The following is a 24,188-nucleotide window of genomic DNA, read 5'->3' as shown; positions in this document are numbered from 1 at the left end:
GCGGAAAAGAGAGGGCAGGGCTCAACGGGGGTGGCCGCCCGCCAAGTCCCGTCGCGCGCGGTCGACACTCGTGCCCCGCAGCTCGGATGGATATGGCGAAGCGATATCAGGCCGAAGCCGCAGATGCAGGAGGTCGTCGCTCCGGATCGCCGGGAGGTGGCTCTCGCGGTAGGCCGGCGGACGCCGCTTCCGCCGCGCCGGGGGGTGTCTGCTCCCGTGCCCATGCGGTCAGTACCGCGTCGATCGCCGCGGCGACCCTGGCCCGGGCGCGGTTGTGCGGCACGCGGGCCATGAGCAGCGCGTCGTACTCCGTGTCCAGATGTCGGACGGAGGCACGAACGGCCGCCGTCACCGCCGCCGCGTCCAGCGCCCGCCCCGCCGCCGACCTGCCCACCCTCCCGCTGCCCCGCACCGAAGCGTGCTCGGCGATGTCGCGAGCGCGGTCGGCCGGGCAGCTCGGAAAGAGCCGCAGGATCGCGTCGGTCATGGCGGCGGTGAACCGCACGTCCTGCGCGGCCCGCCGCTCGGCGTCCCTGGCGCGCCGACGGGCCCGGGCCTCCCCGTCGGCAAGGCAGGCGGCCTCTGCGGCGGCCAGCGCCCGCTCCTCGACGAACACCCCCTGACGTTCGTAACGCCGCCGGCGCCGGTTGAAGCGGACCACGACGGCACAGAGCGGACTGCCCGCGCGGGCACGGCGGGTGAGCGCCGTGTCCCCGCGTGGCAGGAAGACCAGATGGCCCAGATCCGAACAGTCCAGACAGCACGGCGAGCCGGAGGCCAGCACCACATACTTCAGCGGTCCGCGCCCGCACACCGCGCAGCGGTGACGGCGCCGGGGTTCGATGACGAGCATGGCAGCACCCCTCACACACCCGCACCGCCACCCCGACTCGGCAACCAATCCGCCGAGCAGTAGGACGCACGGGCCGGCCCGGACACTCTCCCTTCTCTGATTCCCCGACCAACGGTGGCTGGAACAAAGGGAGTTGTGCTCGCCATGAAGGGGGCGTGGCGCTCGGGAGACCGTCGTTGCCGCTCACCCATGACATGCCGGACCAAGGACGTGCCGAGGCGGCGCCGCCCGGGAGTATGGGGACCGCGCATGATGGGGGTGTGCGATTCGAAGCGATCACCTGGGAGCGGCTGACCGGCGCCCTGGCCGAACGGGCCGCCCACACCAAGGCCGCCGACGGCGGTTCCTGGCTGCGTCTGGGCATCGACGGCGCCGCCGCGGCCCGCACCGATGAACTCGCGCGCCGCCTCGCGGAAGTGCTCCGGCTGCGCGGCAGGCCCGTCCTCGTCCTCTCCACCGAAGGGTTTCTGCGCCCCGCCTCGCTGCGCTACGAGTACGGCCGCCAGGACCCGGACACCTACTACGACGGCTGGTTCGACACCGGCGCGCTGTGGCGGGAGGTGTTCGGGCCGCTTGATCCGGGCGGCACAGGGCTCGTACTGCCCGACCTGTGGGACCCGGTGACCGACCGGGCGACCCGGAGTCCTTATCAACTCCTGCCGGAAGGCGCGGTGTTGATTGTGCACGGGCCCATGCTCCTGGGGCGCTGGTTCCCCTTCGACCTCACCGTGCACCTGCGACTTTCACCGTCCGCGCTGCGGCGCCGGACGGAGGAGGCCGACCTCTGGACGCTCACCGCTCTCGAACGGTACGCATCCGAGGTGCGCCCGGCGGAGGTGGCCGACGTCGTGGTGCGGGTGGATGATCCTCGTCATCCGGCGTGGGGTGGGGAAGGGGAGGAGCAGCGGCGGGGCCGGGGTGACGAATGACGGGTGACAGCTGTCGGCTGACAAAGTCTGATGCCTGATGCCTGATATCGGTTACCCGTTACCCGTTACCCGTTACCCGTCGCCTGCCATTTGCCGTCTGTCACTCGTCATCCGTCGCCCCTCCACCCACAACCGGCGGCCGTCCCCCCACCACGCCCACCGCCACCGCCGCCGCCCGGCACCCCGCCTCCGCGGCCTCTCTCGATGACGCACCCATCAGATGGGCCGCGAGGAAGCCCCCTGTGAACGCGTCACCCGCGCCCGTGGAGTCCACGGCGTCGACCGTCGGTGCCCGTACCGTCGCGATGATCTTGCCTGCCGCGGCCACCAGCGCCCCGGCTGAGCCGAGTGTGACCGCCACCAGAGGGAATTGTCGGCTCAACTCCATTGCCGCGTCAGCCGGTTCCGATAATCCGGTCAGAAGGCGCGCCTCGTCCGCGTTGGGGAGCAGGATGTCCATGCCCTCGGTCAGTGTGAGGAAGCGCCGGGCGCCCAGGCCGGCCAGGAAGCCGGCCGACGCCGGGTCCAGGCTCACGGTGGCGCCCGCTCGGCGGGCCGATTCGCTTGCCCGCAGGGCCAGTTGGCGGCTGCTGTCCGCGAACAGCAGGTAGCCCGAGAGATGGAGGTGGGTGATGCCGTCGAGGAGGGCGGGGGACCAGTCGCCGGGGCTCATGCGGTTGACGGCGCCGCTGTCCGTCAGAAACGTACGCTCCGCCGTCACGGCGTCGACAAGGGCTATCACGGTCGCGGTCGGCGCGTCGGTGTCCGGGACGAGCAGGGGGCGTACGCCGGAGCGGCGCAGCCAGAGGTTGTGCCAGGCGGCGGAGTCCTGACCGGCGCGGGCGAGCAGCCGTACGTCTGTGTAGCCCGAATGGGCCGCCCAGCACGCGGCGTTGGCGCCCGCGCCGCCCGGCACCGTCCGGATCTCGGCCATGGTGTCGGTGGCGGGCGCGAGTGGGCCGTGGTGGCGGGCGACCACGTCGGTGACCACGTCCCCGACGACGAGGAGACCGCCCGGCGTCCGGCCGGTCCCGGCTCCGTTCACAGCGCCGCGGCGATGTCCGCGGCCAGCCGGACGTTGCCGCGTACGGCCGCCACGTTGGCTTCCAGGGACGCGCCGTCCGTGTGCTCGACCAGATAGGTGAGAAGGAAGGGAGTGACCGCCTGGCCGGTGATGTTCGCGGCGCGGCAGGCGGCGAGCCCGGCGGCCAGCACGTCGTCGTGCAGTCGGGGATCGAGCTGTTCGGCCTGGGGTACGGGGTTGGCCACGATCACCGCCGAGCGCAGGGCGAGGGCGCGGTGGGCCCGCAGTACGTCCGCCGCCTCCTGTGGCGTGCGTACCGTCCAGTCGACCGGCTCGCCCGAACTGGACAGGTAGAAACCCGGGAAGTGGTCCGTGCCGTAGCCGACCACGGGGACCCCGAGCGTTTCCAGGCGTTGGAGCGTGGCCGGTACGTCGAGGATCGACTTCACGCCCGCGCACACCACCGCGATCGGTGTCGTGGCGAGCAGTCGCAGGTCCGCCGACTCGTCCTGCGTGCGGTCCCATTCGCGGTGGACGCCGCCGAGGCCGCCGGTCGCGAAGACGCGTAGCCCGGCGCGCTCGGCCAGGTACGCGGTGGCGGATACCGTGGTCGCCCCGCTGGTTCCGGTCGCCAGCGCCATCGGCAGGTCGCGGTGGCCGAGTTTGCGCAGGTCGTCGTTGGCCACGCGTTCCAACTGGCCCTTGTCCAGGCCTACTCGCGGGAGTCCGTCGAGTACGGCGATGGTCGCGGGAACGGCGCCCGCAGCCCGTACCAGGTGCTCAAGTTCGAGGGCGACGCGCAGGTTGCGCGGCCGGGGCAAACCGTGCGAGATGATCGTCGACTCCAGGGCCACGACGGGCCGTCCCTCTTCCAGGCCGGTCCGTACTTCTTCCGAGAGGTGGACCGCTTCGGGTGCGTCGTCACGGGGCATGCCCCCATTCCTGGCGCGGCCGGGCGGCGGATAAACGCGTGGGGCGGGCGGGGCGAGCCGTTCAGGACAGGGAGGCGGCTGGACAGGCTGTCGGGTCGGAGTGCGCGGATCCGGCCGTTCTGTCGGTCACCCGGCGCGAGCGGCGCGGCTAGATTGACCGGCCATGAGCACCCTGGACGAAGCCTCTGTCGCCGCCCCCGCCGCCCCCGCCGCCCCCGCCACCTCCGCTGGCGCCGACCCGGGCCCCGGCGGACCCGCGTCCTTCGCCGTGCGGGTGTCCGACGTGGAACTGGAGCCGGAGCCGCTCGACCCCGACCAGATCGTCTCCGGCGCCCCTGAGGTGACGGGAAAGGTGCTGTGGGAGTCGGCCGACGGCAAGCAGATCCGGGGTATCTGGCAGATCACTCCGGGCGTGGTGACCGACACCGAGGCCGACGAGCTCTTCGTGGTCGTCAGCGGGCGCGCGACCGTCGAGGTGGCGGGCGGCGAGTCGCTGGAGATCGGCCCGGGTGACGCATGCGTGCTGCGGGCGGGTGACCGCACCACCTGGACCGTCCACGAGACGCTGCGCAAGGCCTACCACATCAGCTTGTAGGGGCCCGGGCCGCCGTTGTCGCGCGGCCCACCGCCACCGCGGCGCCGTCCGGAGCGCTGTCGGCGGGGTGGGCTCAGAACAGTGGCTGCGGCAGGACCCCTTCGAGCGCGAGCAGCTGCCGTTTGGTCTCCAGGCCGCCGCCGAATCCGCCGAGGCCGCCGCCGCTCTCCACTACGCGGTGGCAGGGCACCACCACGGGCAGCGGGTTCGCGCCCATGGCCGCGCCGACGGCCTGGGCCGCCCCGGGCTGGCCGACCCGGCCCGCCAGGTCGCCGTAGCCCACCACCGTGCCGTACGGCACGGTGGCCGCCAGCTCACGCAGCACCTGCCGGTTGAATCCGGCGGCGAGCGACCAGTCCAGGGGCAGTGTGAACGCGCGCAGCCGGCCGTCGAAGTACGCCGCGATCTGGCGTATCGGCTCCTCCAGGAGGCCCGCGTGCCCGGGCGTGGCCGGGGTGGGCTCGGTGCCGAAGCGGGTGGCCAGGGCCCGGACGGCCCGGTCCCGTACCGCCTCGTCGGCGTGGAAGACCACGTTCACCAGGCCCTGGCCGGTCGCGGCCAGGAGCAGCGGGCCGATGGCGCTGTCGGCCACGGTCCATTCGACGAACTGCGTGTTGCTGTCCATGCCGACCACGGTACGGCCGCCCACTGACAACGCCCCGAACGGGATGCCAAAGCACCCTGGATCACACCAAACCGGAGCGTCCCTCGGGTCGGAGTCGATAAATTGCCCGGAAAATGTTTGCCTGTCGCGCGGCGAGCCCTAGTGTCGCCCCGAAACCAGGGCCGCGACAGGAGCAGGGCCTCTTCAGTCAGTACGGGGTGAAGGGCACAGGGGTATGCACGGGACGGTCGACGGATTCAGGTATGGCCTGGTGACGCCGGTGGCGGCGTTCATCATGGCCTGTCTCGGCGGGGCGCTCGGGCTGCGCTGCACCGCCCGGTCGGTGCTGAGCGGGCGCTCCTTCAAGGCGGCCTGGCTGGCGCTCGGCGCCACATCCATCGGTTCGGGCATCTGGACCATGCACTTCATCGCGATGATGGGCTTCAGCGTCCACGAGGTGCCGCTGGGCTACGACCGGGGCATCACGTTCGCCAGCCTCGTCGTCGCGATCGTGATGGTCGGCATCGGCATCTTCATCGTCGGTTACCGGGGCGCCACTCCCATGGCGCTGGTGACGGGTGGCACGATCACCGGTCTCGGCGTGGCCACCATGCACTATCTGGGCATGGCCGGGATCAGGATGAACGGGGAGTTCGAGTACAACACCCTCGTCGTCAGCGCGTCCGTGGTGATCGCGGTGGTGGCCGCCACCGCGGCGCTGTGGGCGGCCGTGTCCGTGCACGGGTTCCTGGCGAGTCTGGTGGCGAGTCTGGTCATGGGTGTCGCGGTCAGCGGCATGCACTACACGGGGATGGCCGCGCTCAGCGTCCACCTGCACGGCGGGCTCTCGGGGGCGGCGGCGAGCGGCGGGGAGTCGCCGGCGGCACTGCTCGCGCCGATGCTGATCGGGCCCGTCGCCTTTTTGATCCTGGCCGGTGTGGTGGTGATGTTCGATCCCCTGGTGGTGATGGGCAAGCCGGACTGGGAGAAGCGTCCGCCGCGCCAGATCCCGGCGCCCAGGCACCGCCCGTCCTTTCCCGAGCGCACCAGCTGGGCGGCGTCCGAGCCGCCGCGCGAGGGTTCGGCGTCCCCGCACGACTGGTGACGGGGGCGCGATGGCGCGCCGGTTGTCAGTGGCGAGTCGTACGGTGGTTGCATGCGGCCCGTTTCCAAGATCGAACGTACGGTGGCGCCCTTCGAGGTCGTCAGTCCCTACCAGCCAAGCGGTGACCAGCCGGCGGCCATCGCCGAGCTGGAGAAGCGCATTCGCGCAGGTGAGAAGGATGTCGTCCTGCTCGGCGCCACCGGCACGGGCAAGTCGGCGACGACTGCCTGGATGATCGAGAAGCTTCAGCGCCCCACGCTCGTGATGGCGCCGAACAAGACGCTGGCCGCGCAGCTGGCGAACGAGTTCCGTGAGCTGCTGCCCAACAACGCCGTCGAGTACTTCGTGTCGTACTACGACTACTACCAGCCCGAGGCGTACGTCCCGCAGTCGGACACCTACATCGAGAAGGACTCCTCGATCAACGAGGAGGTCGAGCGGCTGCGCCACTCGGCGACCAACTCGCTGCTGACCCGGCGTGACGTGGTCGTGGTCGCGTCCGTCTCCTGCATCTACGGTCTGGGCACCCCGCAGGAGTACGTCGACCGGATGGTGCGGCTGAAGGTCGGGGAGGAGATCGACCGCGACCAGCTGCTGCGCCGCTTCGTCGACATCCAGTACACCCGCAACGACCTGGCGTTCACGCGCGGCACCTTCCGCGTGCGCGGCGACACCATCGAGATCTTCCCGGTCTATGAGGAACTGGCCGTCCGCATCGAGATGTTCGGGGACGAGATCGAGGCGCTGTCCACCCTCCATCCGATCACCGGCGAGATCATCAGCGAGGACCAGTCGCTCTACGTCTTTCCCGCCAGCCACTACGTGGCGGGTCCCGAGCGCATGGAAAAGGCCATCACCGGCATCGAGAAGGAGCTGGAGCAGCGCCTGGCGGAGCTGGAGAAGCAGGGCAAGCTCCTGGAGGCGCAGCGGCTGCGCATGCGCACCACCTACGACCTGGAGATGCTGCGCCAGATCGGCAGCTGCTCGGGCATCGAGAACTACTCGATGCATTTCGACGACCGCGCCCCGGGCACCGCGCCCAACACCCTGATCGACTACTTCCCCGAGGACTTCCTGCTGGTCCTCGACGAGTCGCACGTGACGGTCCCGCAGATCGGTGCGATGTACGAGGGTGACGCCTCGCGCAAGCGCACCCTGGTCGATCACGGTTTCCGCCTTCCTTCGGCGCTGGACAACCGGCCGCTGAAGTGGGAGGAGTTCCTGGGCCGCATCGGGCAGACGGTCTATCTGTCGGCGACGCCGGGCACCTATGAGCTGTCGCGCGGTGACGGCTTCGTGGAGCAGATCATCCGGCCGACCGGCCTGGTCGACCCGGAGGTCGTCGTCAAGCCCACGGAGGGCCAGATCGACGACCTGGTGCACGAGATCCGCAAGCGCACCGAGAAGGACGAGCGGGTCCTGGTCACGACCTTGACCAAGAAGATGGCCGAGGACCTGACGGACTACTTCCTCGAACTGGGCATCCAGGTGCGGTACCTGCACAGCGATGTCGACACCCTGCGCCGCATCGAGCTGCTGCGCGAGCTGCGGGCCGGCGAGTACGACGTGCTGGTCGGCATCAACCTGCTGCGTGAGGGCCTTGACCTGCCCGAGGTGTCCCTGGTGGCGATCCTGGACGCCGACAAGGAGGGCTTCCTGCGGTCGGGCACCTCCTTGATCCAGACGATCGGCCGCGCGGCCCGCAACGTCTCCGGCCAGGTCCACATGTACGCCGACCGCGTCACGGCCGCGATGGAGAAGGCCATCGAGGAGACCAACCGGCGCCGCGAGAAGCAGATCGCGTACAACAAGGAGCGGGGGATCGATCCCCAGCCGCTGCGCAAGAAGATCAACGACATCGTCGCGACGATCGCGCGCGAGGAGGTCGACACCGAACAGCTGCTCGGCACGGGGTATCGCCAGGGCAAGGACGGAAAGGCCGCCAAGGCGCCGGTGCCCTCGCTCGGCGCCAGGGCGGGCAAGGAGGGGAAGCCGGTCAAGGGCGGCAAGAAGGAACTCACCGACCGGCCGGCGGCCGAACTGGCGGGAATCATCGAGGAGATGACCGACCGGATGCGGGCGGCGGCCGCAGACTTGCAGTTCGAGGTGGCGGCCCGGCTGCGCGACGAGGTCGGCGAGCTGAAGAAGGAGCTGCGCCAGATGCGGGAGGCGGGCCTGGCCTGAGCGGCCGACGGCGGGGGCCGGCGCCGTGGGTGGCGGTGTGTTGCAACACCGCCACAAAAAGCGTCCGCGTAGTGGCGTGCGGTGCGCCACTGCGTAGGGTCGGGCCCGAGAACGTACAACAGCGCAAAGCATGTCAAGAACGACACATGGGGAGAGGGGACAGCGCGTGACGGTCAATCTGTCCAAGGGTCAGGCCATCAGCCTGGAGAAGCAGGGCGGCGGCGCCCTGACCGCGGTGCGGATGGGGCTCGGCTGGCAGGCGGCTCCGCGCCGGGGCCTGTTCGGCAAGCGGACGCAGGAGATCGACCTGGACGCCTCGGCGGTGCTCTTCGCCGACAAGCAGCCCGTGGACGTGGTCTTCTTCCGCCACCTGGTCAGCGACGACGGCTCGGTCCGGCACACCGGCGACAACCTGGTGGGCGGCGCGGGACAGGGCGGTGACGACGAGGCGATCCTGGTCGATCTCGCGCGCGTGCCGGTCCACATCGACCAGATCGTCTTCACGGTGAACTCCTTCACCGGCCAGACGTTCCAGGAGGTGCAGAACGCGTTCTGCAGGCTCGTCGACGAGACCAACGGCCAGGAGCTGGCCCGCTACACGCTGGACGGCGGCGGCCAGTACACCGCGCAGATCATGGCCAAGGTGCACCGCTCGGGCGCCGGGTGGCAGATGACCGCCATCGGCAACCCGGCCAACGGCCGCACCTTCCAGGACCTGATGCCGGCGATCCTGCCCCATCTCTGACCGCGCCGGATCACCGGCACCGCAGCTCCCGGAGGCATCAGGCCGCCGGGAGCTGCCGTACAACCGCACACCGCACCACCATCAACTCGACGAGGGGACAGAGGCGATGACGGCCGAGCTGGTACGGGGGCAGAACCACCCCCTGCCCCGGACCCGACTGGAGATCAGGGTGTCGGCCGGCGCGGCGGTGGTGGCGGGTGCCACGCTCGGCGACGAGCGGGGCAGGGTGGCGGGCGCGCGGTGCGTGGCGCATCCCGGCGCGCCGGCGCTGCCCGGCGTCGAGGTCTCCCGGAGCGCCGCCGCCGAACACCGTCTCGCCGTGGACCTGGAGGCCGTGGGGGAGGCGGTGCACCGGGTCAGTGTGCTTCTCGCGCTGCCGCCCGGGGCGCCGGGGCCCAGCCGTTTCGCCGGCCTCGCCGCGCCTTTCGTCGCCGTCACGGGCCTGGACGGCACGGAGATCGCCCGCTACACGATCACTGGGCTCGGCGCCGAGTCGGCGGTGGTGGCCCTGGAGCTCTATCGCCGTCAGGGTGCGTGGAAGATCCGCGCCGTCGGCCAGGGGTACGCGGGGGGCCTCGCCGATCTGCTGTCCGACCAGGGCCTGCCGGAGGCCGGGCAGGTGGCCGGCGCCATTGGGGAGGCGATCGCGCCCGGCGCCCCCCGTTCCGTGGCGGCGCCCCCGCCCCGTACTGGCGACGACGCCCGCGTACGCGGCGTGAGCGCCGGGGCGCCCGGCGGGCCCGGGCCGGATGCCGCGCCGGATGCCGGGCCGCCCGCAGCCGAGCCGGCCACCGTGCCCCAGCAGCAACAGCAACAGCAACAGCAACAGCAACAGCAACAGCAACAGCATCAACAGCAGCAGCAGGCCGTCGCCGGTGGCCCGGTCAGTTACGCGCACCCTCGGCGCCGGACTGCCACCGAGCCGCCGCCCGCCCCCGTGGCCCCAACGCTCGACCCTCAGGGGCCCGACCGGCCCGTCGCGGGCGACGCAGGCGGCTGGTCCATGGACGAGCGCCTGTACAACCAGGTGTGGGGCATGTTCGAGGATCTGGCCCGCACGGTGGCCGCCTATCGCAGCGCCGTGGACTTCGCGGACGCGCGCAGGGAACAGGAACTGGACCGCGTCCTGTCCGACGCGCGCGCCCGCATGGGCCCCGCGGGGGAGCAGGCCGGGGAGCGGGCCCGCGCCAAGCGGGAAGAGCTCGTCGCGCGGGCCGGGGAGGTTCTTGAGCGCGATCTGGCGCAGCTGGTCGCCGAGTCGGAGGTCGTCGAGCCCGCGTTGCCGCCGGCGTACGCCCGCTGGGACAGCCCGGTGTGGCACGCCTACCGGGTGCCGATGGAGATCCCGATGGCGCTGCGGCTCGGGGACGTACGGCTGCCCGAGCAGCCGCAGTTGCGCATTCCGATGCTGGTGAGGCTGCCGCTGGAGCGGGGGCTGTGGATCGACGCGGGCCGCACGGGCTCGGAGGCGGCCGCTTGCCTGGATGCCGAGCAGATCAAGGGGCTCGCGGTGGACACGGCCGTGGCGGTCGCGGCGCGTCTGCTCGCGGTCTACCCGGCCCATGAGTTCGCCGTCCATGTCATCGACCCGGCGGGGGCGGCCGCGGCCCGGCTGGGGCCGCTCGCGCGCGCCGGGGTGCTCGCCGCGCCGCCCGCGGCGGGCGCCGCAGGGGTGGCCGAGGTGCTGGCCGGGCTCACCGAGCGCGTGGACCTCGTGCAGATGGCGGTGCGGGGCGGCGCGGGCACGGACGCCCTGCCGCCCGGAATGGACACCGCCGAGCAGCTGCTGATCGTCAATGACTTTCCGCACGGCTTCGACGACCGCGCCCTGAACCAGCTGCGCTACCTCGCCGACGAGGGGCCTTCGGTGGGTGTGCACCTCCTGATGATCGCGGACAGCGAGGAGGCCTCGGCGTACGGGCCCGTGCTGCGGCCGCTGTGGCGTTCGCTGCTGCGGCTCACCCCGGTCCCGGACGATCACCTCGCCGACCCGTGGGTGGGGCACGCCTGGACGTATGAACCACCACTCGCGCCCTCCGGGAGCCGGATCGTGGAGCAGGTGCTCGGCCGGGTCGGCGAGGCACGCGCCGCCTGGCCCCGCTGACGGCCCGCCTCGGCGGGCGCTCCGGGCGCGCTGCGGTGGTGCGCCTCGCCGCGCGCCACGTCTCGTGCGAACGGGTGATCAAGAAAACTCCCCGACCTGGGTACTTGGGTTTTCTTTACCTATCCCTTTACCTTCTCTTGGTGATTCGGATAGGCTGCCGTGAAGCGGAGGGGAGTACTCCCGACTGCGGCGTTCCCGTCAATACGGACCCACGGGACGGGTCCCGGGGCGCCGGCCCGCGGCGCGAGGGAAGGCGCCCGGGTGGAGGAGACCTCCGGCAGCGACGACGCTGATCAGTAGCCGTACGACGCCGGAGGCGCAGTGGACGTTTCAATGACCTTGTGGGTGCTGACCATTCTCGGTCTGGGTGCCCTGATCGCGGCCGACTTCTTCATCGGGCGCAAGCCGCACGACGTATCGGTCAAGGAGGCCGGCGTCTGGACCGTGGTCTGGATCGTGCTGGCCGCGCTCTTCGGCATCGGCCTGCTGGTGTTCGGCACCAGCCAGGCCTCCGGCGAGTTCTTCGCGGGCTTCATCACCGAGAAGTCGCTCTCCGTCGACAACCTCTTCGTCTTCATCCTGATCATGGCGAAGTTCTCGGTGCCCTCGCACCTCCAGCAACGGGTGCTGCTCTTCGGCGTGTTGATCGCCCTGGTGCTGCGCGCCGTGTTCATCGCGGCCGGCGCCGCGGTCATCGCCAACTTCTCGTGGGTCTTCTACATCTTCGGCGCGTTCTTGATCTACACCGCCTGGAAGCTCATCCAGGAGGCGCGCTCGGGCGACGAGGAGGAGGAGTTCGAGGAGAACCGCCTCCTGAAGTCCGTCGAGAAGAAGTTCGGCGTCGCCGACAGGTACCACGGCACCAAGCTGTTCGTGGCGAAGAACGGCAAGAAGATCATGACGCCCCTGATGGTCGTCATGCTCGCCATCGGCACCACCGACGTGCTCTTCGCGATGGACTCGATCCCGGCGATCTTCGGTCTGACCCAGGACCCGTACATCGTCTTCACGGCCAACGCCTTCGCGCTGATGGGCCTGCGTCAGCTGTACTTCCTGATCGGCGGGCTGCTCAAGAAGCTGGTCCACCTCAGCTACGGCCTCTCGGTGATCCTCGGTTTCATCGGCGTGAAACTGGTACTGCACGCGCTGCACGAGAACGGTGTGAACGTCCCGGAGATCTCCATTCCAGTCTCCCTCGGCGTCATCTGCGGCGTGCTGGTCATCACCACGATCACCAGCCTCGTCGCGGCGCGGAAGCAGACGGCGGACCAGGATCGGCACAAGGACAGCATCGGCGCCTGACCGGGCGGAACGGCAGTCCCGGCGCGGGGAGCGAGACGGCCCCGGCGCCGGGGCGTGTGGCGGCTCCCGCGCCGGGCGTGCGGCGGCCCTCTCTGCGCGGGGGCGTGAGGCGGTCCTCCCTACGCCGGGGCCGCCTCCGACTCCGCTCCGGGCGCCGGGTGGGCGGCCGCCTGCGGACGTGTCTCGGGCAGCAGGGCGAAACAGCCCAGACTCAGCAGCCCGAGACCGGTCAGATACGCGCCCACCCCCCACGGCGGCCCATCGCCCCGAGACAGCGCGGTCGCCACGATGGGGGTCAGCGCGCCGCCGAGCACCCCGCCCAGGTTGTAGCCGACCGCGGCGCCCGTGCAGCGCACCCTCGGCTCGTAGAGCTCGGGCAGATACGCCGAGATCACCGCGAACATCGAGATGAACGCCAGCATCGCGCCGAGGAAGCCGACGAACATCCACAGCGGCTGCGCCGTCTCGAGCAGCGCCACCAGCGGGAACATCCACGCCACCGTCGCCGCGCACCCGACAAGGCACAGCCGCCGCCGTCCATGGCGGTCGCCCAGCAGGGCCGCGAACGGCGTCAGGACGCCCATGATCGCGACGGCCGCCATGACGCAGACCAGCATCACCGTGCGGTCGACCCCAAGGCGGTCGGTCGCGTACGCGAGCGACCAGGTGGACACCGCGTAGAAGACGGCGTACCCGAACGAGAGGGCTCCGGCCGTCAGCAGCACCAACCGCCCGTGTCCGCCCACCACTTCGAGCAGCGGGAGCTTCGCCGGCTCGCCCATCGCGCGGAACTGCGGCGTCTCCGCAAGCGAGTTCCGCAGCGCGAGTCCGCCCAGCGCGAGCACCCCCGCGCCCCAGAACGGCACCCGCCACCCCCAGGCGTGGAATTGGGCGTCGCTGAGCCCCGCCGACAGTGCGAGCACGACCCCATTGGCCAGCAGGAAGCCCACGGAGGGGCCGATCTGCGGAAAGCTCGTCCACAGTCCGCGCCGGTGGGCCGGCGCGTGCTCGGCCGTGAGCAGCACCGCGCCGCCCCATTCGCCGCCGAGCCCGAGCCCCTGGAGGAAGCGCAGCACCAGGAGCAATACGGGCGCGGTGATGCCGATCGAGGCGTAGGAGGGCACACAGCCGACCGCCACCGTGGCGAGCCCGGTCAGGGCCAGCGAGGCGAACATGACCGGACGGCGCCCGTAGCGGTCGCCAATGTGGCCGAAGAGAACCGAACCGAGCGGACGGGCCAGGAAGCCGGCGCCGAAGGTGCCGAAAGCGGCGAGCGTCCCGGCCACCGCGGAGAAGGTCGGGAAGAACAGCGGGCCCAGCACGAGGGCGGCCGCGGTGCCGTAGACGAAGAAGTCGTAGAACTCGATGGCGGTGCCCGCGAGCGAGGCGGCCGCGAGGCGGATCATCGAGGGGGGACCGGGGGCGGGAAGGGATGGGGTGCGCATGCCGCGCCAACTACCCGCGGTGATCAAGCGTTACGGGGGCGCGCGGAAGCGCCGGGGTCGGCGGGCGGGCGCACGCGCGCACCGCCCATCGCGCACGCGCCCACCGCCCATCGCGCACGTGCGCACCGCCCATTGTCAGTGGCGGGTGCCACGATCGGGACATGGACTTCTTCGGCGCGTGGAACGGGCGGGCTCCGCTGGCGCGGCACGCGGCGGGCATCGCCGCGCGGTGGCTACCAGCCGCGGGTGTGCCACTCAGGCAGGTGCGGGCGCTCGTCACCGAGCGTGGTGTCGTTGCCGTGTCCGGGATAGACCCAGGTCTCGTCCGGCAGGGCGTCGAAGAGCTTGGTCTCGACGTCGTGGATGAGGCTGGCGAAGGCCTTGGGGTCCTCCCAGGTGTTGCCCACGCCGCCGGGGAAGAGGCAGTCGCCGGTGAACACGTGGGGGTGGCCGTGCGGGTCGTCGTAGATCAGGGCGATCGAGCCGGGCGTGTGGCCCACGAGGTGGCGCGCGGTCAGCTCGACGCGGCCGACGCGGATGGTGTCGCCGTCCGCCACGGGCACGTCGGTCGCCACCGGGATGCCCTCGGCGTCGTGGCGGCCGGCGTAGGTGCGCGCGCCGGTCGCGGCGACGACCTCGGCCAGGGCCCCCCAGTGGTCGCCGTGGCGGTGCGTGGTGACGACGGACGCGATGCCGTCGTCACCGATCAGCGTGAGCAGCGTGGCGGGCTCGGCGGCCGCGTCGATGAGCAGCTGCTCGCCGGTGGCGCGGCAGCGCAGCAGATACGCGTTGTTGCCCATCGCGCCGACCTGGACCTTGGAGATCATGAGGTCGGTCAACTCGTGCACATCGGCGGGACCGCCGGCCTTCACCGCTCCGCTGTATGTCATGGGATCAGCCTATCGCCAAGATCACAGCGGGGGCAGTGCGGGCAGCGCGGCGCCGGCGGTCTTCAGGCCCCCGCCGTCGCGGCGTCCGGCGAGCCAGCCCATGAGGTCGGCGGCGCGGCCGCTCACGTGGACGGGCTCGGCGTCGGCGCCTCCGCCGGTGGTCCACGTGCGGCCCCTGTCGTCGCTCAGGTGGATCGGCGGCAGGTCCTCGTGTCCGGCGAAGCGGTCGGCGAGGAAGTCGGTCTCGCGGCGCACGAAGTCCTCGCCGAGGTCTTCGAGCTCATAGCCGATGCCGAGGTCGACGTGGTGCAGCTCGACCTCGACGAGGCGGCGGAAGGGCACGCGGGCCGCGGCGTCGGTGACGCCATTGCGCAGCTCGACCGTGCGCGACCAGTCGGCCATCCCCTCGCCCTCGGCCTGGAAGCCGGCCGCGCTGTCGCGGACGTCCGCGAGCTGTACGTCCAGCGGGCGCGGCGCGTCCCGCTCGATGTCGGTGTCCCGCGCCTCGGCACTGGCATACATGGGCCGCCCGGCCAGCACGTTGACGAGCGCGTCCGCGTTCCGGGCGACATGGGCCAGTACGTGGCCCCGGCTCCAGCCGGGGAGCCGTGACGGCTCGGCGACGGAGGCGTTGTCCAGTGCGGCGGCCGCGCTCAGCAGCCGTTCGGTGGCTTCGCGTACAGAGGCCAGGTCGCGTGCGTGATCAATCATGGCGCCGACGATAGCCCCGCCACTCGATCGGGTGAAGGTGGCCGGACGAGTCCTTAAATCGAATGTGCGTGCTATACGCTCGGGAATGGCTCCCCTCTCAAAACCGTTGTGGAAGCTGTCCGGATTCATCCAGGAATCAACGACATCACCGTGGCGCCCCCCATACCCTGGGACGGGGGCTCCCGCAGCTCCCCCGCTCTCTCTAGAAAGGTGCGGACCGGCGTGGCCGACCGTCTCATCGTCCGTGGCGCGCGCGAGCACAATCTCAAGAACGTCTCGCTCGACCTACCGCGTGACTCCCTCATCGTCTTCACCGGTCTGTCCGGGTCGGGCAAGTCCTCGCTGGCCTTCGACACGATCTTCGCCGAGGGCCAGCGGCGCTACGTCGAGTCGCTGTCCTCGTACGCCCGCCAGTTCCTCGGCCAGATGGACAAGCCGGACGTCGACTTCATCGAAGGTCTCTCGCCCGCCGTCTCCATCGACCAGAAGTCGACCTCGCGCAACCCGCGTTCGACGGTCGGCACCATCACCGAGGTCTACGACTATCTGCGTCTGCTCTTCGCGCGCATCGGCAAGCCGCACTGCCCCGAGTGCCACCGCCCGATCTCGCGCCAGTCGCCGCAGGCCATCGTGGACAAGGTGCTCGAACTGCCCGAGGGCAGCCGCTTCCAGGTGCTCTCGCCGCTGGTGCGCGAGCGCAAGGGCGAGTTCGTCGACCTCTTCGCCGACCTCCAGACCAAGGGCTACAGCCGCGCCCGGGTCGACGGTGAGACCATCCAGCTCGCCGAGCCGCCCAAGCTGAAGAAGCAGGAGAAGCACACCATCGAGGTGGTCATCGACCGCCTCACCGTGAAGGACGGTGCCAAGCGCCGCCTGACCGACTCGGTGGAGACCGCGCTCGGCCTGTCCGGCGGCATGGTCGTGCTGGACTTCGTCGACCTCGCGGCCGACGACCCCGAGCGCGAGCGGATGTACTCGGAGCACCTGTACTGCCCCTACGACGACCTGTCGTTCGAAGAGCTCGAACCGCGCTCCTTCTCCTTCAACTCGCCCTTCGGCGCCTGCCCCGACTGCACGGGCATCGGCACCCGCATGGAGGTCGACCCCGACCTGATCGTCCCGGACGAGGACAAGTCGCTCGACGAGGGCGCCATCCACCCCTGGTCGCACGGGCACACCAAGGACTACTTCGCCCGCCTTGTGGGCGCGCTCGCAGGCGAGCTGGGCTTCCGCACCGACATCCCCTGGGCGGGGCTGCCCCAGCGCGCCAGGAAGGCGCTGCTGTCCGGCCACAAGACCCAGATCGAGGTCCGCTACCGCAACCGGTACGGCCGGGAGCGGGCGTACACCACCGCCTTCGAGGGCGCGGTGCCGTTCGTCAAGCGGCGCCACTCCGAGGCGGAGAGCGACGGCGCCCGCGAGCGCTTCGAGGGCTACATGCGCGAGGTGCCCTGCCCCACCTGTGCGGGCACCCGCCTCAAGCCCCTGGTCCTCGCGGTCACCGTGATGGAGAAGTCCATCGCCGAGGTCGCCGCCATGTCCATCAGCGACTGCGCCGAGTTCCTGGCCAAGCTGCGGCTCAACGCCCGGGACAAGAAGATCGCCGAGCGGGTCCTCAAGGAGGTCAACGAACGGCTGAGGTTCCTGGTCGACGTGGGCCTCGACTACCTCTCGCTCAACCGCGCGGCCGGCACCCTCTCTGGCGGCGAGGCCCAGCGCATCCGGCTCGCCACCCAGATCGGCTCCGGCCTGGTCGGCGTGTTGTACGTCCTGGACGAGCCGTCGATCGGCCTGCACCAGCGCGACAACCACCGTCTGATCGAAACGCTGGTGCGCCTGCGCGACATGGGCAACACCTTGATCGTCGTCGAGCACGACGAGGACACCATCAAGGTGGCCGACTGGGTGGTCGACATCGGTCCGGGCGCCGGCGAGCACGGCGGCAAGGTCGTCCACAGTGGCCCCTTGAAGCAGCTCCTGGGCAACAAGGAGTCGATGACCGGCCAGTACCTGGCGGGCAAGAGGTCCATCGCGCTGCCCGACGTCCGGCGCCCCGTGGACCCCAAGCGCCGGCTGACCGTGCACGGCGCGAAGGAGAACAACCTCCGCGACATCGACGTGTCGTTCCCGCTGGGCGTCCTGACCGCGGTCACCGGCGTCTCCGGCTCCGGAAAGTCGACGCTGGTCAACGACATCCTGTACACCCACCTGGCCCGTGAGCTGAACGGCGCGCGCAGCGTGCCCGGCCGGCACACCCGGGTCGCGGGCGACGACCTGGTCGACAAGGTCGTGCACGTCGACCAGTCGCCGATCGGCCGCACCCCCCGGTCCAACCCGGCGACGTACACGGGCGTCTTCGACCACGTCCGCAAGCTGTTCGCCGAGACGATGGAGGCCAAGGTCCGCGGGTATCTGCCCGGCCGGTTCTCCTTCAACGTCAAGGGCGGCCGCTGCGAGAACTGCTCGGGCGACGGCACCATCAAGATCGAGATGAACTTCCTGCCGGACGTGTACGTGCCGTGCGAGGTCTGCCACGGGGCGCGCTACAACCGGGAGACCCTGGAGGTCCACTACAAGGGCAAGTCCATCGCCGAGGTCCTCGACATGCCGATCGAGGAGGGCCTGGAGTTCTTCGAGGCCGTTCCGACCATCGCGCGGCATCTGCGGACGCTGAACGAGGTCGGGCTCGGGTATGTGCGGCTCGGGCAGTCCGCGCCCACGCTCTCGGGCGGCGAGGCCCAGCGGGTGAAGCTCGCCTCCGAGCTCCAGAAGCGGTCCACGGGACGCACGGTGTACGTCCTGGACGAGCCCACCACCGGGCTGCACTTCGAGGACATCTCCAAGCTGATCAAGGTGCTGTCCGGGCTCGTCGACAAGGGCAACACGGTCATCGTCATCGAGCACAACCTGGATGTCGTCAAGACCGCGGACTGGGTCATCGACATGGGGCCCGAGGGCGGCAACGGCGGCGGTCTCGTCATCGCCGAGGGCACGCCCGAAGAGGTCGCCTCGGTACCGGCCAGCCATACCGGGAAGTTCCTGCGGGACATTCTGGGGGCGGACCGGATCAGCGACGCGGAGCCGGCGCGGGGGCCGGTGCGCAAGGGGGCGAAGAAGGCGGTGTCCGCCGCGAAGGCCGCGCCCGCGAGGAAGACGGCGTCCGGGCGGACGGCGGCGGTCGCCAAGAAGACGGCGCCGGCGAAGAAGACGACCCGGGCCCGCAAGGCCTGAGCCGCCCCCACCCCACCCCTTCCCGAAACCCGCCGGGGGTGGGGTGGCGCGCTCGGCGTGCGTTGGCGCTGGGCGCGTGCGGGGGGTGGGTGCTTGGGCCACCGGGGGCCCGGGCCATTCCGAGCCCGGGTAGGGGTGGCCCCGTACCCCGGCGGGGGCCGCGCTCCCTGCGCCTTTGCCGCGGGGCGGGTGCTGAGGCCCCGGGCGGGGGCCGCGCTCCCTGCGCCTTTGCCGCAGGGCGGGTGCTGAGGCCCCGGGGCGGGGCCGGCGGCCCCGTGCCCCGGTGGGGGCCGCGGCCCCTGCACCCCTGCGGTGGGGTGGGCTCGGGACGGTTGTGCCCTCGCGGCGGGATGGGATGGTTGGGGCCCCGGAGCCCGGGCCCGGGCCCGAGCCCGGGCGGGGGCCTGGCCTGCGGCGGGGCGGGTGCCTAGGTCACCGGGCTGGCCCCCGCTCTACGCGTGGGTGGTCAGTTCCTCTGCTGTGGGGGGCTCGGCGCCCCTCTTCGTGCAGGTCAGGGCCGCCGCTTTCGCCGCGTGACGCAGGACCGACGGCCAGTCCGCCGCGGCCAGGGCTTCGGGGTGGGGCGCGAGGCGGTGCAGCAGCACCGCGTTCACCGTGTCGCCGGCGCCGATCGTGTCCGCCACCTCCACCCGCTCGGCCGGTACGGAATGCTCGGCGCCCCGCGCGGTGTGGACCGTCAGGCCCTCCCCGCCCCGCGTGACCACCACCGCGCGCGGGCCCTCCCGCAGCCACTCCTGGGGCGTCCCGCCCAGCCATGCCGCGTCCTCCTCGGACAGCTTCAGGAGGGAGACGTACGGCAGTCGGCTCACGAAGCGGGCCTTGAAGGCGTCCGGGTCCGGGATCAGGGCCGGGCGGATGTTGGGGTCGAGCAGCGTCAGGACCCCGCGCGCCGCCTCCCTGCGCAGCAGGGCCTCGTACGCGCTCGCCCCCGGCTCAAGGATCAGGGAGCAGCTGCCCAGCGCCAACGCGCTGACGGAGGAGGGCAGTTGAGGAGGTAGCTCGAAGAGCCGGTCCGCGGTGCCGGCCATGTGGAAGGCGTACCCCGCGGAGCCGTCGGCGGCAAGCGTCGCGACTGCGAGCGGAGTCGGTTCCGGGCCGCGCTGCACCAGCGAGGTGTCCACGCCGGCCCTGCGCAGGCCGGCGATGAGGGCTTCGCCGAAGCCGTCCGTGGACATCCGCGAGCAGAAGGCCACCGGCGCACCGAGCCGCCCCAGGGCGACGGCCGTGTTGTACGGGCCGCCCCCCAGACGTGGCGCCAGCGGCCCCAGCGGATTTTCGGGGTGCTGCGGCACGAGGTCGATGAGGGATTCTCCGGCGACGACGATCACGGCCAGAACGTAACCCATCCCGCCATCGCGCCGCAGCCCCCGGCCAGGGGTGGCCCGCCTCCCGGCCGCCGCGCGGGCCGCAGCCCGGCGCAATGACTGGGCCCTCCCTCCCGGCCCCGTACGGCAGCCCGCCCACCGAGCCGCGCCCCCTGGCCAAAGGGCCGGATCCACCCGCCGGGGTGCGGCGGCCCGCCCGTAGAGCCGTGCCCGTTCCGACCGGGGCCGGGATGGGCGTATCCCAGGCAGTGGCCGGGTCCGTGTGGCCCGCCCGTACAGCCGTCCCCGGCGAGGGGGCCGGGTTGACGCGTCCCGGGAAACGCCGGGCCCTCCCCGCCCGTGTGCGGCAAATTGCCCGCACATCCCCCCTGCTCCGCCCCGGCCAGGCGCCGCGTGGCCATGCCGGCATGGGCGGCCCGCACCCGCACAGCCGTGCCAGCCCCGGTCAAGGGGCAGGATTGGCGCGTCCCGGGTTGGCCCCTCTCGCCCGCGTGCGGCGGCATACCCGTACAACCGTGCCTCCGGGCGGTGGCTTGGCGTGTCCCGGGCAATGGCGAGGTTCTCCCGGCCCGCGTGCGGGGCCGACCCGCCGAGCCGTGCCTTTCCTGGCCGGGGCCGGTTTGGCGTGTCCCGGGAAACGGTCGGGTCCCCTCGCCGGGGTGCGGTGGCCTGCCCGCACAGCCCTGCCCGCTCCGGCCGGAGGCGGGCTTGGTGTGTCCCGGGCAGTGGCCGGGCCCTCCCCGCCCGCGTGCGACGGCCCGTCCGTACAGCCGTGCCTGCCCCGCCCCGGCTTCAGGGGGTGGGGGCCATGCCGGCATGGGCCTGGTCCGGGCCGTCCCCGTCGGGCGGCCCCGGCGTAAGGGGTGGGGGATGCGCCGGTATCGTCGGGTGTGCAACCCGGGTCGGTTGTGGGGCGGTCTCCTGGGGCCGTCGCCGGTGGCCGGCCGTGATCCAGTGATTCAGTGGAGTAGCCATGACCGGCCAGCCCGCCGCCCGTCGCACCGTGCTGAAAGGCGCCGCCCTCGCCGGGGCCGCGGGGGTCGGCGTAGCCGCCTGCTCCACCGAGTCCAAGCTCGGCCACGCCGAGACGCCGACCCCTACCGCCCCCGAACCGCTCGGCTCGCCCGACGCGGTCCCCGTCGGCGGCGCCAAGCTCTACCGCGAGCAGCGGGTCATGGTGTGCTGCCCGGCGAAGGGCGAGTACAAGGCGTTCAGCGCGCAGTGCACGCACGCCGGCTGCCTCCTGGAGAAGATCGAGGACGGCCACGCGAACTGCCCCTGTCACGGCAGCCGCTTCAACGTGATGACCGGCAAGCCCGTGCAGGGCCCGGCCACCGTGCCGCTGCCGTCGGTGCCGGTCAAGCTCAAGGACGGGCAGCTGGTGGCCGGGCCCGACGCCTAGGGCCGCTCACTGGGAGCCGCCCGGGCGCGTGGGGTCACTCCCAGTCCCAGTCGATGCCCAGGATGCCGGGCCGCACCCCCTGCTCCACCAGGTGCACCGAGCGGTGGCGCCCGCTGAGGGTGAGGTCGCTGCGCCCCGAGCGGGTGGCTCCCGTGGAGGTCTGGGCGAAGCGGCGGCAGCGGGCCGGCAGCGCCCGGTCGTCGAAGCGCACCTGGAGCACGTACTGGCCGCCGGCGAAGGTGAAGCCCCGTACGTACTCCTGGCTCGGGCCGCCCGTGCCGTCCTCGAAGCCGTACTCGAACAGAAACGTCTCACCGGCCCTCAGCCGCGTGTCGAACAGCAGCTCGGCGACCAGGACCCCGGTGGTGGCGTCCCAGCGCACCCGCCCGGTCCGGCAGTTCTCGCCCGCGCGCACCTCCACCCGCCCCGGATCGCACCCCGGGTCCCCCCGGTGGATGGCCAGATAGCGGTCGACGCCGTCGCGGTGGGCCCGCACCACGTGTTGCGAGTCGCGCCCTTGCAGCTCACGGCCCGCGCCGATGCGGATGCGCTCGTGGTGGCCGACGGTGTGCAGGCCGCCGTCCACCGGCGCCTCAAGACCGGCGATGAGCTGTTCCACCACGCCCGACGCCTCGACGAGCGAACGGTAGGTGCGCCGCCCGGCGGGCCGGTCCACCTCGGCCGTGGACGGGTCGTCGAGCAGGCGCAGCAGGGAGTTGGCGGGTAGCCCGAGGACGTCCTCGAGGCCGCGTACGGCGCGCAGCGACTCGGCGCGCTGCGGCCGGCGCGCCCCTTGCTGCCAGTAACTCAGGCTGGTCACACCGACCTTGATGCCGCGCCCGGCGAGATGGTGCTGGACGCGCTGGAGCGGCAGGCCCCGTACGGAGAGCGCGGCGCGCAGGGCCAGGTGGAAGGGGCCGGTGTGCAGCGCCTGTTCCAGGTCGGACTCGGTGTGGAGCATGGCCGGACTCCTCAGTGAACGTTCACGGTGGGGGGTGGGCGCGGCGTGGTGGCAGGTCGGGGAAAACCTGGTGGTGGACGAGGAGTTGTTCACACTCCGGCCACTTCGTTCACACCCGCGTCCCACCCCGCATTGAAGCGCGTTGACCTGTTCTCGACAACGTCCGATGCTCAACGACAAGCGTCCGGACGCGCTCCCTCCACCATCCCCACCCCCCACCCCGCCATGGGAGGAACGCGATGCGCGACAAGAAGAGACGGCTTTCGGCCCTCACCCTCGTGGTGGCGGCCCTGTTCGCCGCCCCCACGGCGACAGCCACCGCCGCCGCCCCGCACCACGACAAGCCGGTGCCCGCCGCAGCCGCCGCGGCGAGCACCACCGGTTCCAAGCGGCTCAACATCACCATGCAGTCCCAGCAGAAGGACAACTGGTGCTGGGCCGGCAGCGGCAACACCATCGCCACCTGGTTCGGCCGCACCTACACCCAGAACCAGTTCTGCAACGCCGCCTTCGGCCGGACGCAGGGCTACGACTGCCCCAACTGGCAGGCGGACCTCGGCAATGTGCAGAACGCGCTCGACTGGGCGGGCATCAGCTCCGGCTCCTACGTGACCGGTTGGCTGCGGTATTCGACCGTACAGACCGAGATCAACAACAACCGTCCCATCGAGACCCGCATCCAGTGGTCGAGCGGCGGTGGCCACATGCACGTGGTGTACGGCTACGACGACGCCAACTCGTGGGTGTACTGGGGCGATCCCTGGCCCTCAAGCACGCGCTACAACTGGGCGGCGCACGACTGGTACGTCAACAACAACTCCTTCTCCTGGACCCACTCGCTCTACCGGATCGGGGCGTGAGCACGATGAAGTCGACCCGCCTCTCCCGCCGCACCCGCCTCACCCCCAGGGCTGGCTTCCTGACCGCGCCGGTGGCCGTGGCCGCCGCCCTTGTCGGGCTCGCGGCCCCGCACGCCCTCGCCGACCAGGCGCCGCTGGCCTCCGCCCAGTCCAGGGCGGCGGCGCACGAGGCCGCGTCCGCCCCCGCCACCCTCGACACGCTCTCCCGCTTCTTCGCGCGGGACGGCAAGGTGGCGCTGAAGGCCGCGTCCCCGCGCATCGAGGGTGACGCCGTGCCCGTCTACGCGCTGTCCGAGGCGTTCGTGGCGGGCAAGGCCGGCGCGCCCGTCGCCCAGCTGGAGTACCTGGCCTCCACGGCCGTCTCCTCCGACGGGCAGAAGGCCTCGCTGTGGACGGTCCCCCAGGGCTCGTCCTGGAAGGTCGTCAACATAGCCACCGGCGACGACGAGTCCCACTACGCCGAGGCCGGCGCCGCGAAGCTGCCCGGCGGGACCGTGTTCCAGGAGCCGCAGATCAACGCCTGGTACGTGGAGAAGGGCAACAAGGTGCTGCCGCTGGACGACGACGCGGTCAAGGCGGTGGGCGCGAACGGGACGACGCTGGCCGGGTACCAGAAGCGGGTGGCACGGGCGTACGGCGACAAGTTGCCGGGGTCGGCGTACGACAGGTCCGGCAAGGCGGGCGGGTACGCGGAGACGGCCGGGGAGTCCCGGGCCCAGGCGGCGCAGGCCGCGGTCGTCGCGGGCCGGGGTGACACGTCGGGGACGGTGGTCTTCGGTGTGGCCGGGGCGGGTGCGGTGCTCGTGCTTGGTCTGGCCGGGGCCGTCGTGGTCCGCCGGCGTCGCGCGGGCGTGGACCAGGAGTGACGCCCGGGTCGGTGCGGGGCACACCCCACGGCCCCGCACCGGCCCACGCCCGCCCGCGCCCCCGGAGCCCCGCCTCCGCGCGGGCCGCGCGTGGCTGGG

Annotated in this window: 20 protein-coding genes; 11 read left to right on the top strand and 9 right to left on the bottom strand. The window is 71.8% G+C overall.

Annotated elements, in window-relative coordinates; translation table 11 throughout:
• Window positions 1-106: 106 nt before the first annotated feature.
• Window positions 107-853: a DUF2293 domain-containing protein gene (locus tag ABR738_RS10595; protein ID WP_350229715.1), complete on the bottom strand. Its 747-nt coding sequence runs from the start codon at window positions 851-853 to the stop codon at window positions 107-109.
• Window positions 854-1,113: 260 nt separating this feature from the next.
• On the opposite strand from ABR738_RS10595, the gene ABR738_RS10590 reads away from it, so the two are divergent.
• Window positions 1,114-1,782 (top strand): nucleoside/nucleotide kinase family protein, encoded by a 669-nt coding sequence (locus tag ABR738_RS10590; RefSeq protein WP_350229714.1) that lies wholly within the window; start codon window positions 1,114-1,116, stop codon window positions 1,780-1,782.
• A gap of 100 nt (window positions 1,783-1,882) precedes the next feature.
• Here the strand turns inward: ABR738_RS10590 and ABR738_RS10585 are convergent, their stop codons facing one another.
• The gene (locus ABR738_RS10585; RefSeq protein ID WP_350229713.1) at window positions 1,883-2,827 is read right to left on the bottom strand and encodes a carbohydrate kinase family protein; all 945 of its coding nucleotides are present in this window, start codon (window positions 2,825-2,827) and stop codon (window positions 1,883-1,885) included.
• The gene (locus tag ABR738_RS10580; protein WP_350229712.1) at window positions 2,824-3,738 is read right to left on the bottom strand and encodes a pseudouridine-5'-phosphate glycosidase; all 915 of its coding nucleotides are present in this window, start codon (window positions 3,736-3,738) and stop codon (window positions 2,824-2,826) included. The genes ABR738_RS10585 and ABR738_RS10580 overlap by 4 nt, the downstream gene beginning before the upstream one ends.
• Window positions 3,739-3,901: 163 nt before the next feature.
• Between ABR738_RS10580 and ABR738_RS10575 the strand changes: the two genes are divergently transcribed.
• On the top strand, window positions 3,902-4,333 hold the full coding sequence (locus ABR738_RS10575; protein ID WP_350229711.1) for a cupin domain-containing protein: 432 nt from the start codon (window positions 3,902-3,904) through the stop codon (window positions 4,331-4,333).
• A 73-nt stretch (window positions 4,334-4,406) separates the two neighbouring features.
• On the opposite strand, the gene ABR738_RS10570 is transcribed toward ABR738_RS10575, so the two are convergent.
• Window positions 4,407-4,958 (bottom strand): methylated-DNA--[protein]-cysteine S-methyltransferase, encoded by a 552-nt coding sequence (locus ABR738_RS10570; RefSeq protein WP_350229710.1) that lies wholly within the window; start codon window positions 4,956-4,958, stop codon window positions 4,407-4,409.
• A 214-nt stretch (window positions 4,959-5,172) separates the two neighbouring features.
• Between ABR738_RS10570 and ABR738_RS10565 the strand changes: the two genes are divergently transcribed.
• From ABR738_RS10565 to ABR738_RS10545, 5 genes are all read left to right on the top strand, one after another.
• The gene (locus ABR738_RS10565) at window positions 5,173-6,042 is read left to right on the top strand and encodes an MHYT domain-containing protein (RefSeq protein ID WP_350229709.1); all 870 of its coding nucleotides are present in this window, start codon (window positions 5,173-5,175) and stop codon (window positions 6,040-6,042) included.
• A 51-nt stretch (window positions 6,043-6,093) separates the two neighbouring features.
• Window positions 6,094-8,226 carry an excinuclease ABC subunit UvrB gene (uvrB, locus tag ABR738_RS10560; RefSeq protein WP_350229708.1) on the top strand — a complete coding sequence of 711 codons (2,133 nt, stop codon included), beginning with the start codon at window positions 6,094-6,096 and terminating at the stop codon, window positions 8,224-8,226.
• A gap of 166 nt (window positions 8,227-8,392) precedes the next feature.
• The gene (locus ABR738_RS10555; RefSeq protein ID WP_350229707.1) at window positions 8,393-8,971 is read left to right on the top strand and encodes a TerD family protein; all 579 of its coding nucleotides are present in this window, start codon (window positions 8,393-8,395) and stop codon (window positions 8,969-8,971) included.
• Between the two features lie 106 nt (window positions 8,972-9,077).
• Entirely contained in the window at window positions 9,078-11,075 is a 1,998-nt protein-coding gene (locus tag ABR738_RS10550; RefSeq protein ID WP_350229706.1) for a TerD family protein, read from the top strand.
• A gap of 321 nt (window positions 11,076-11,396) precedes the next feature.
• Entirely contained in the window at window positions 11,397-12,377 is a 981-nt protein-coding gene (locus ABR738_RS10545) for a TerC family protein (RefSeq protein WP_350229705.1), read from the top strand.
• Window positions 12,378-12,496: 119 nt separating this feature from the next.
• Here the strand turns inward: ABR738_RS10545 and ABR738_RS10540 are convergent, their stop codons facing one another.
• The 3 genes from ABR738_RS10540 to ABR738_RS10530 form a co-directional block, all read right to left on the bottom strand.
• Window positions 12,497-13,783, bottom strand: coding sequence for an MFS transporter (locus ABR738_RS10540; RefSeq protein WP_350234518.1), 1,287 nt, complete (start codon window positions 13,781-13,783; stop codon window positions 12,497-12,499).
• Window positions 13,784-14,055: 272 nt separating this feature from the next.
• On the bottom strand, window positions 14,056-14,712 hold the full coding sequence (locus ABR738_RS10535) for an MBL fold metallo-hydrolase (RefSeq protein ID WP_350229704.1): 657 nt from the start codon (window positions 14,710-14,712) through the stop codon (window positions 14,056-14,058).
• Between the two features lie 21 nt (window positions 14,713-14,733).
• Complete coding sequence (locus tag ABR738_RS10530; RefSeq protein WP_350229703.1) at window positions 14,734-15,423, bottom strand: maleylpyruvate isomerase family mycothiol-dependent enzyme; 690 nt, start codon at window positions 15,421-15,423, stop codon at window positions 14,734-14,736.
• A 222-nt stretch (window positions 15,424-15,645) separates the two neighbouring features.
• Between ABR738_RS10530 and uvrA the strand changes: the two genes are divergently transcribed.
• Window positions 15,646-18,654 carry an excinuclease ABC subunit UvrA gene (uvrA, locus tag ABR738_RS10525; protein ID WP_350229702.1) on the top strand — a complete coding sequence of 1,003 codons (3,009 nt, stop codon included), beginning with the start codon at window positions 15,646-15,648 and terminating at the stop codon, window positions 18,652-18,654.
• A 452-nt stretch (window positions 18,655-19,106) separates the two neighbouring features.
• On the opposite strand, the gene ABR738_RS10520 is transcribed toward uvrA, so the two are convergent.
• On the bottom strand, window positions 19,107-20,003 hold the full coding sequence (locus tag ABR738_RS10520) for a carbohydrate kinase family protein (protein ID WP_350234517.1): 897 nt from the start codon (window positions 20,001-20,003) through the stop codon (window positions 19,107-19,109).
• 970 nt (window positions 20,004-20,973) lie between these two features.
• Between ABR738_RS10520 and ABR738_RS10515 the strand changes: the two genes are divergently transcribed.
• Window positions 20,974-21,402: a Rieske (2Fe-2S) protein gene (locus ABR738_RS10515; RefSeq protein ID WP_267053822.1), complete on the top strand. Its 429-nt coding sequence runs from the start codon at window positions 20,974-20,976 to the stop codon at window positions 21,400-21,402.
• 34 nt (window positions 21,403-21,436) lie between these two features.
• Here the strand turns inward: ABR738_RS10515 and ABR738_RS10510 are convergent, their stop codons facing one another.
• The gene (locus ABR738_RS10510) at window positions 21,437-22,363 is read right to left on the bottom strand and encodes a hypothetical protein (RefSeq protein ID WP_350229701.1); all 927 of its coding nucleotides are present in this window, start codon (window positions 22,361-22,363) and stop codon (window positions 21,437-21,439) included.
• A gap of 239 nt (window positions 22,364-22,602) precedes the next feature.
• On the opposite strand from ABR738_RS10510, the gene ABR738_RS10505 reads away from it, so the two are divergent.
• Entirely contained in the window at window positions 22,603-23,223 is a 621-nt protein-coding gene (locus ABR738_RS10505; RefSeq protein ID WP_350229700.1) for a papain-like cysteine protease family protein, read from the top strand.
• Between the two features lie 5 nt (window positions 23,224-23,228).
• The gene (locus ABR738_RS10500) at window positions 23,229-24,089 is read left to right on the top strand and encodes a hypothetical protein (protein ID WP_350234516.1); all 861 of its coding nucleotides are present in this window, start codon (window positions 23,229-23,231) and stop codon (window positions 24,087-24,089) included.
• The last annotated feature ends 99 nt before the right edge of the window (window positions 24,090-24,188 follow it).

Source organism: Streptomyces sp. Edi4 (assembly GCF_040253615.1).
Taxonomy (GTDB): Bacteria; Actinomycetota; Actinomycetes; order Streptomycetales; family Streptomycetaceae; genus Streptomyces.
The sequence above is the reverse complement of the archived record's forward strand: the minus strand, read 5'-3'. Positions and strand labels throughout refer to the sequence as shown.

Excerpts from the sequence above, each read along its gene's own strand:
- ABR738_RS10595 (WP_350229715.1), bottom strand. The coding sequence starts at position 853 with ATGCTCGTCATCGAACCCCGGCGCCGTCACCGCTGCGCGGTGTGCGGG.
- ABR738_RS10580 (WP_350229712.1), bottom strand. The coding sequence starts at position 3,738 with ATGCCCCGTGACGACGCACCCGAAGCGGTCCACCTCTCGGAAGAAGTA.
- ABR738_RS10575 (WP_350229711.1), top strand. The coding sequence starts at position 3,902 with ATGAGCACCCTGGACGAAGCCTCTGTCGCCGCCCCCGCCGCCCCCGCC.
- ABR738_RS10570 (WP_350229710.1), bottom strand. The coding sequence starts at position 4,958 with ATGGACAGCAACACGCAGTTCGTCGAATGGACCGTGGCCGACAGCGCC.
- ABR738_RS10565 (WP_350229709.1), top strand. The coding sequence starts at position 5,173 with ATGCACGGGACGGTCGACGGATTCAGGTATGGCCTGGTGACGCCGGTG.
- uvrB (WP_350229708.1), top strand. The coding sequence starts at position 6,094 with ATGCGGCCCGTTTCCAAGATCGAACGTACGGTGGCGCCCTTCGAGGTC.
- ABR738_RS10550 (WP_350229706.1), top strand. The coding sequence starts at position 9,078 with ATGACGGCCGAGCTGGTACGGGGGCAGAACCACCCCCTGCCCCGGACC.
- ABR738_RS10540 (WP_350234518.1), bottom strand. The coding sequence starts at position 13,783 with ATGATCCGCCTCGCGGCCGCCTCGCTCGCGGGCACCGCCATCGAGTTC.
- ABR738_RS10535 (WP_350229704.1), bottom strand. The coding sequence starts at position 14,712 with ATGACATACAGCGGAGCGGTGAAGGCCGGCGGTCCCGCCGATGTGCAC.
- ABR738_RS10530 (WP_350229703.1), bottom strand. The coding sequence starts at position 15,423 with ATGATTGATCACGCACGCGACCTGGCCTCTGTACGCGAAGCCACCGAA.
- ABR738_RS10515 (WP_267053822.1), top strand. The coding sequence starts at position 20,974 with ATGACCGGCCAGCCCGCCGCCCGTCGCACCGTGCTGAAAGGCGCCGCC.
- ABR738_RS10510 (WP_350229701.1), bottom strand. The coding sequence starts at position 22,363 with ATGCTCCACACCGAGTCCGACCTGGAACAGGCGCTGCACACCGGCCCC.
- ABR738_RS10505 (WP_350229700.1), top strand. The coding sequence starts at position 22,603 with ATGCGCGACAAGAAGAGACGGCTTTCGGCCCTCACCCTCGTGGTGGCG.
- ABR738_RS10500 (WP_350234516.1), top strand. The coding sequence starts at position 23,229 with ATGAAGTCGACCCGCCTCTCCCGCCGCACCCGCCTCACCCCCAGGGCT.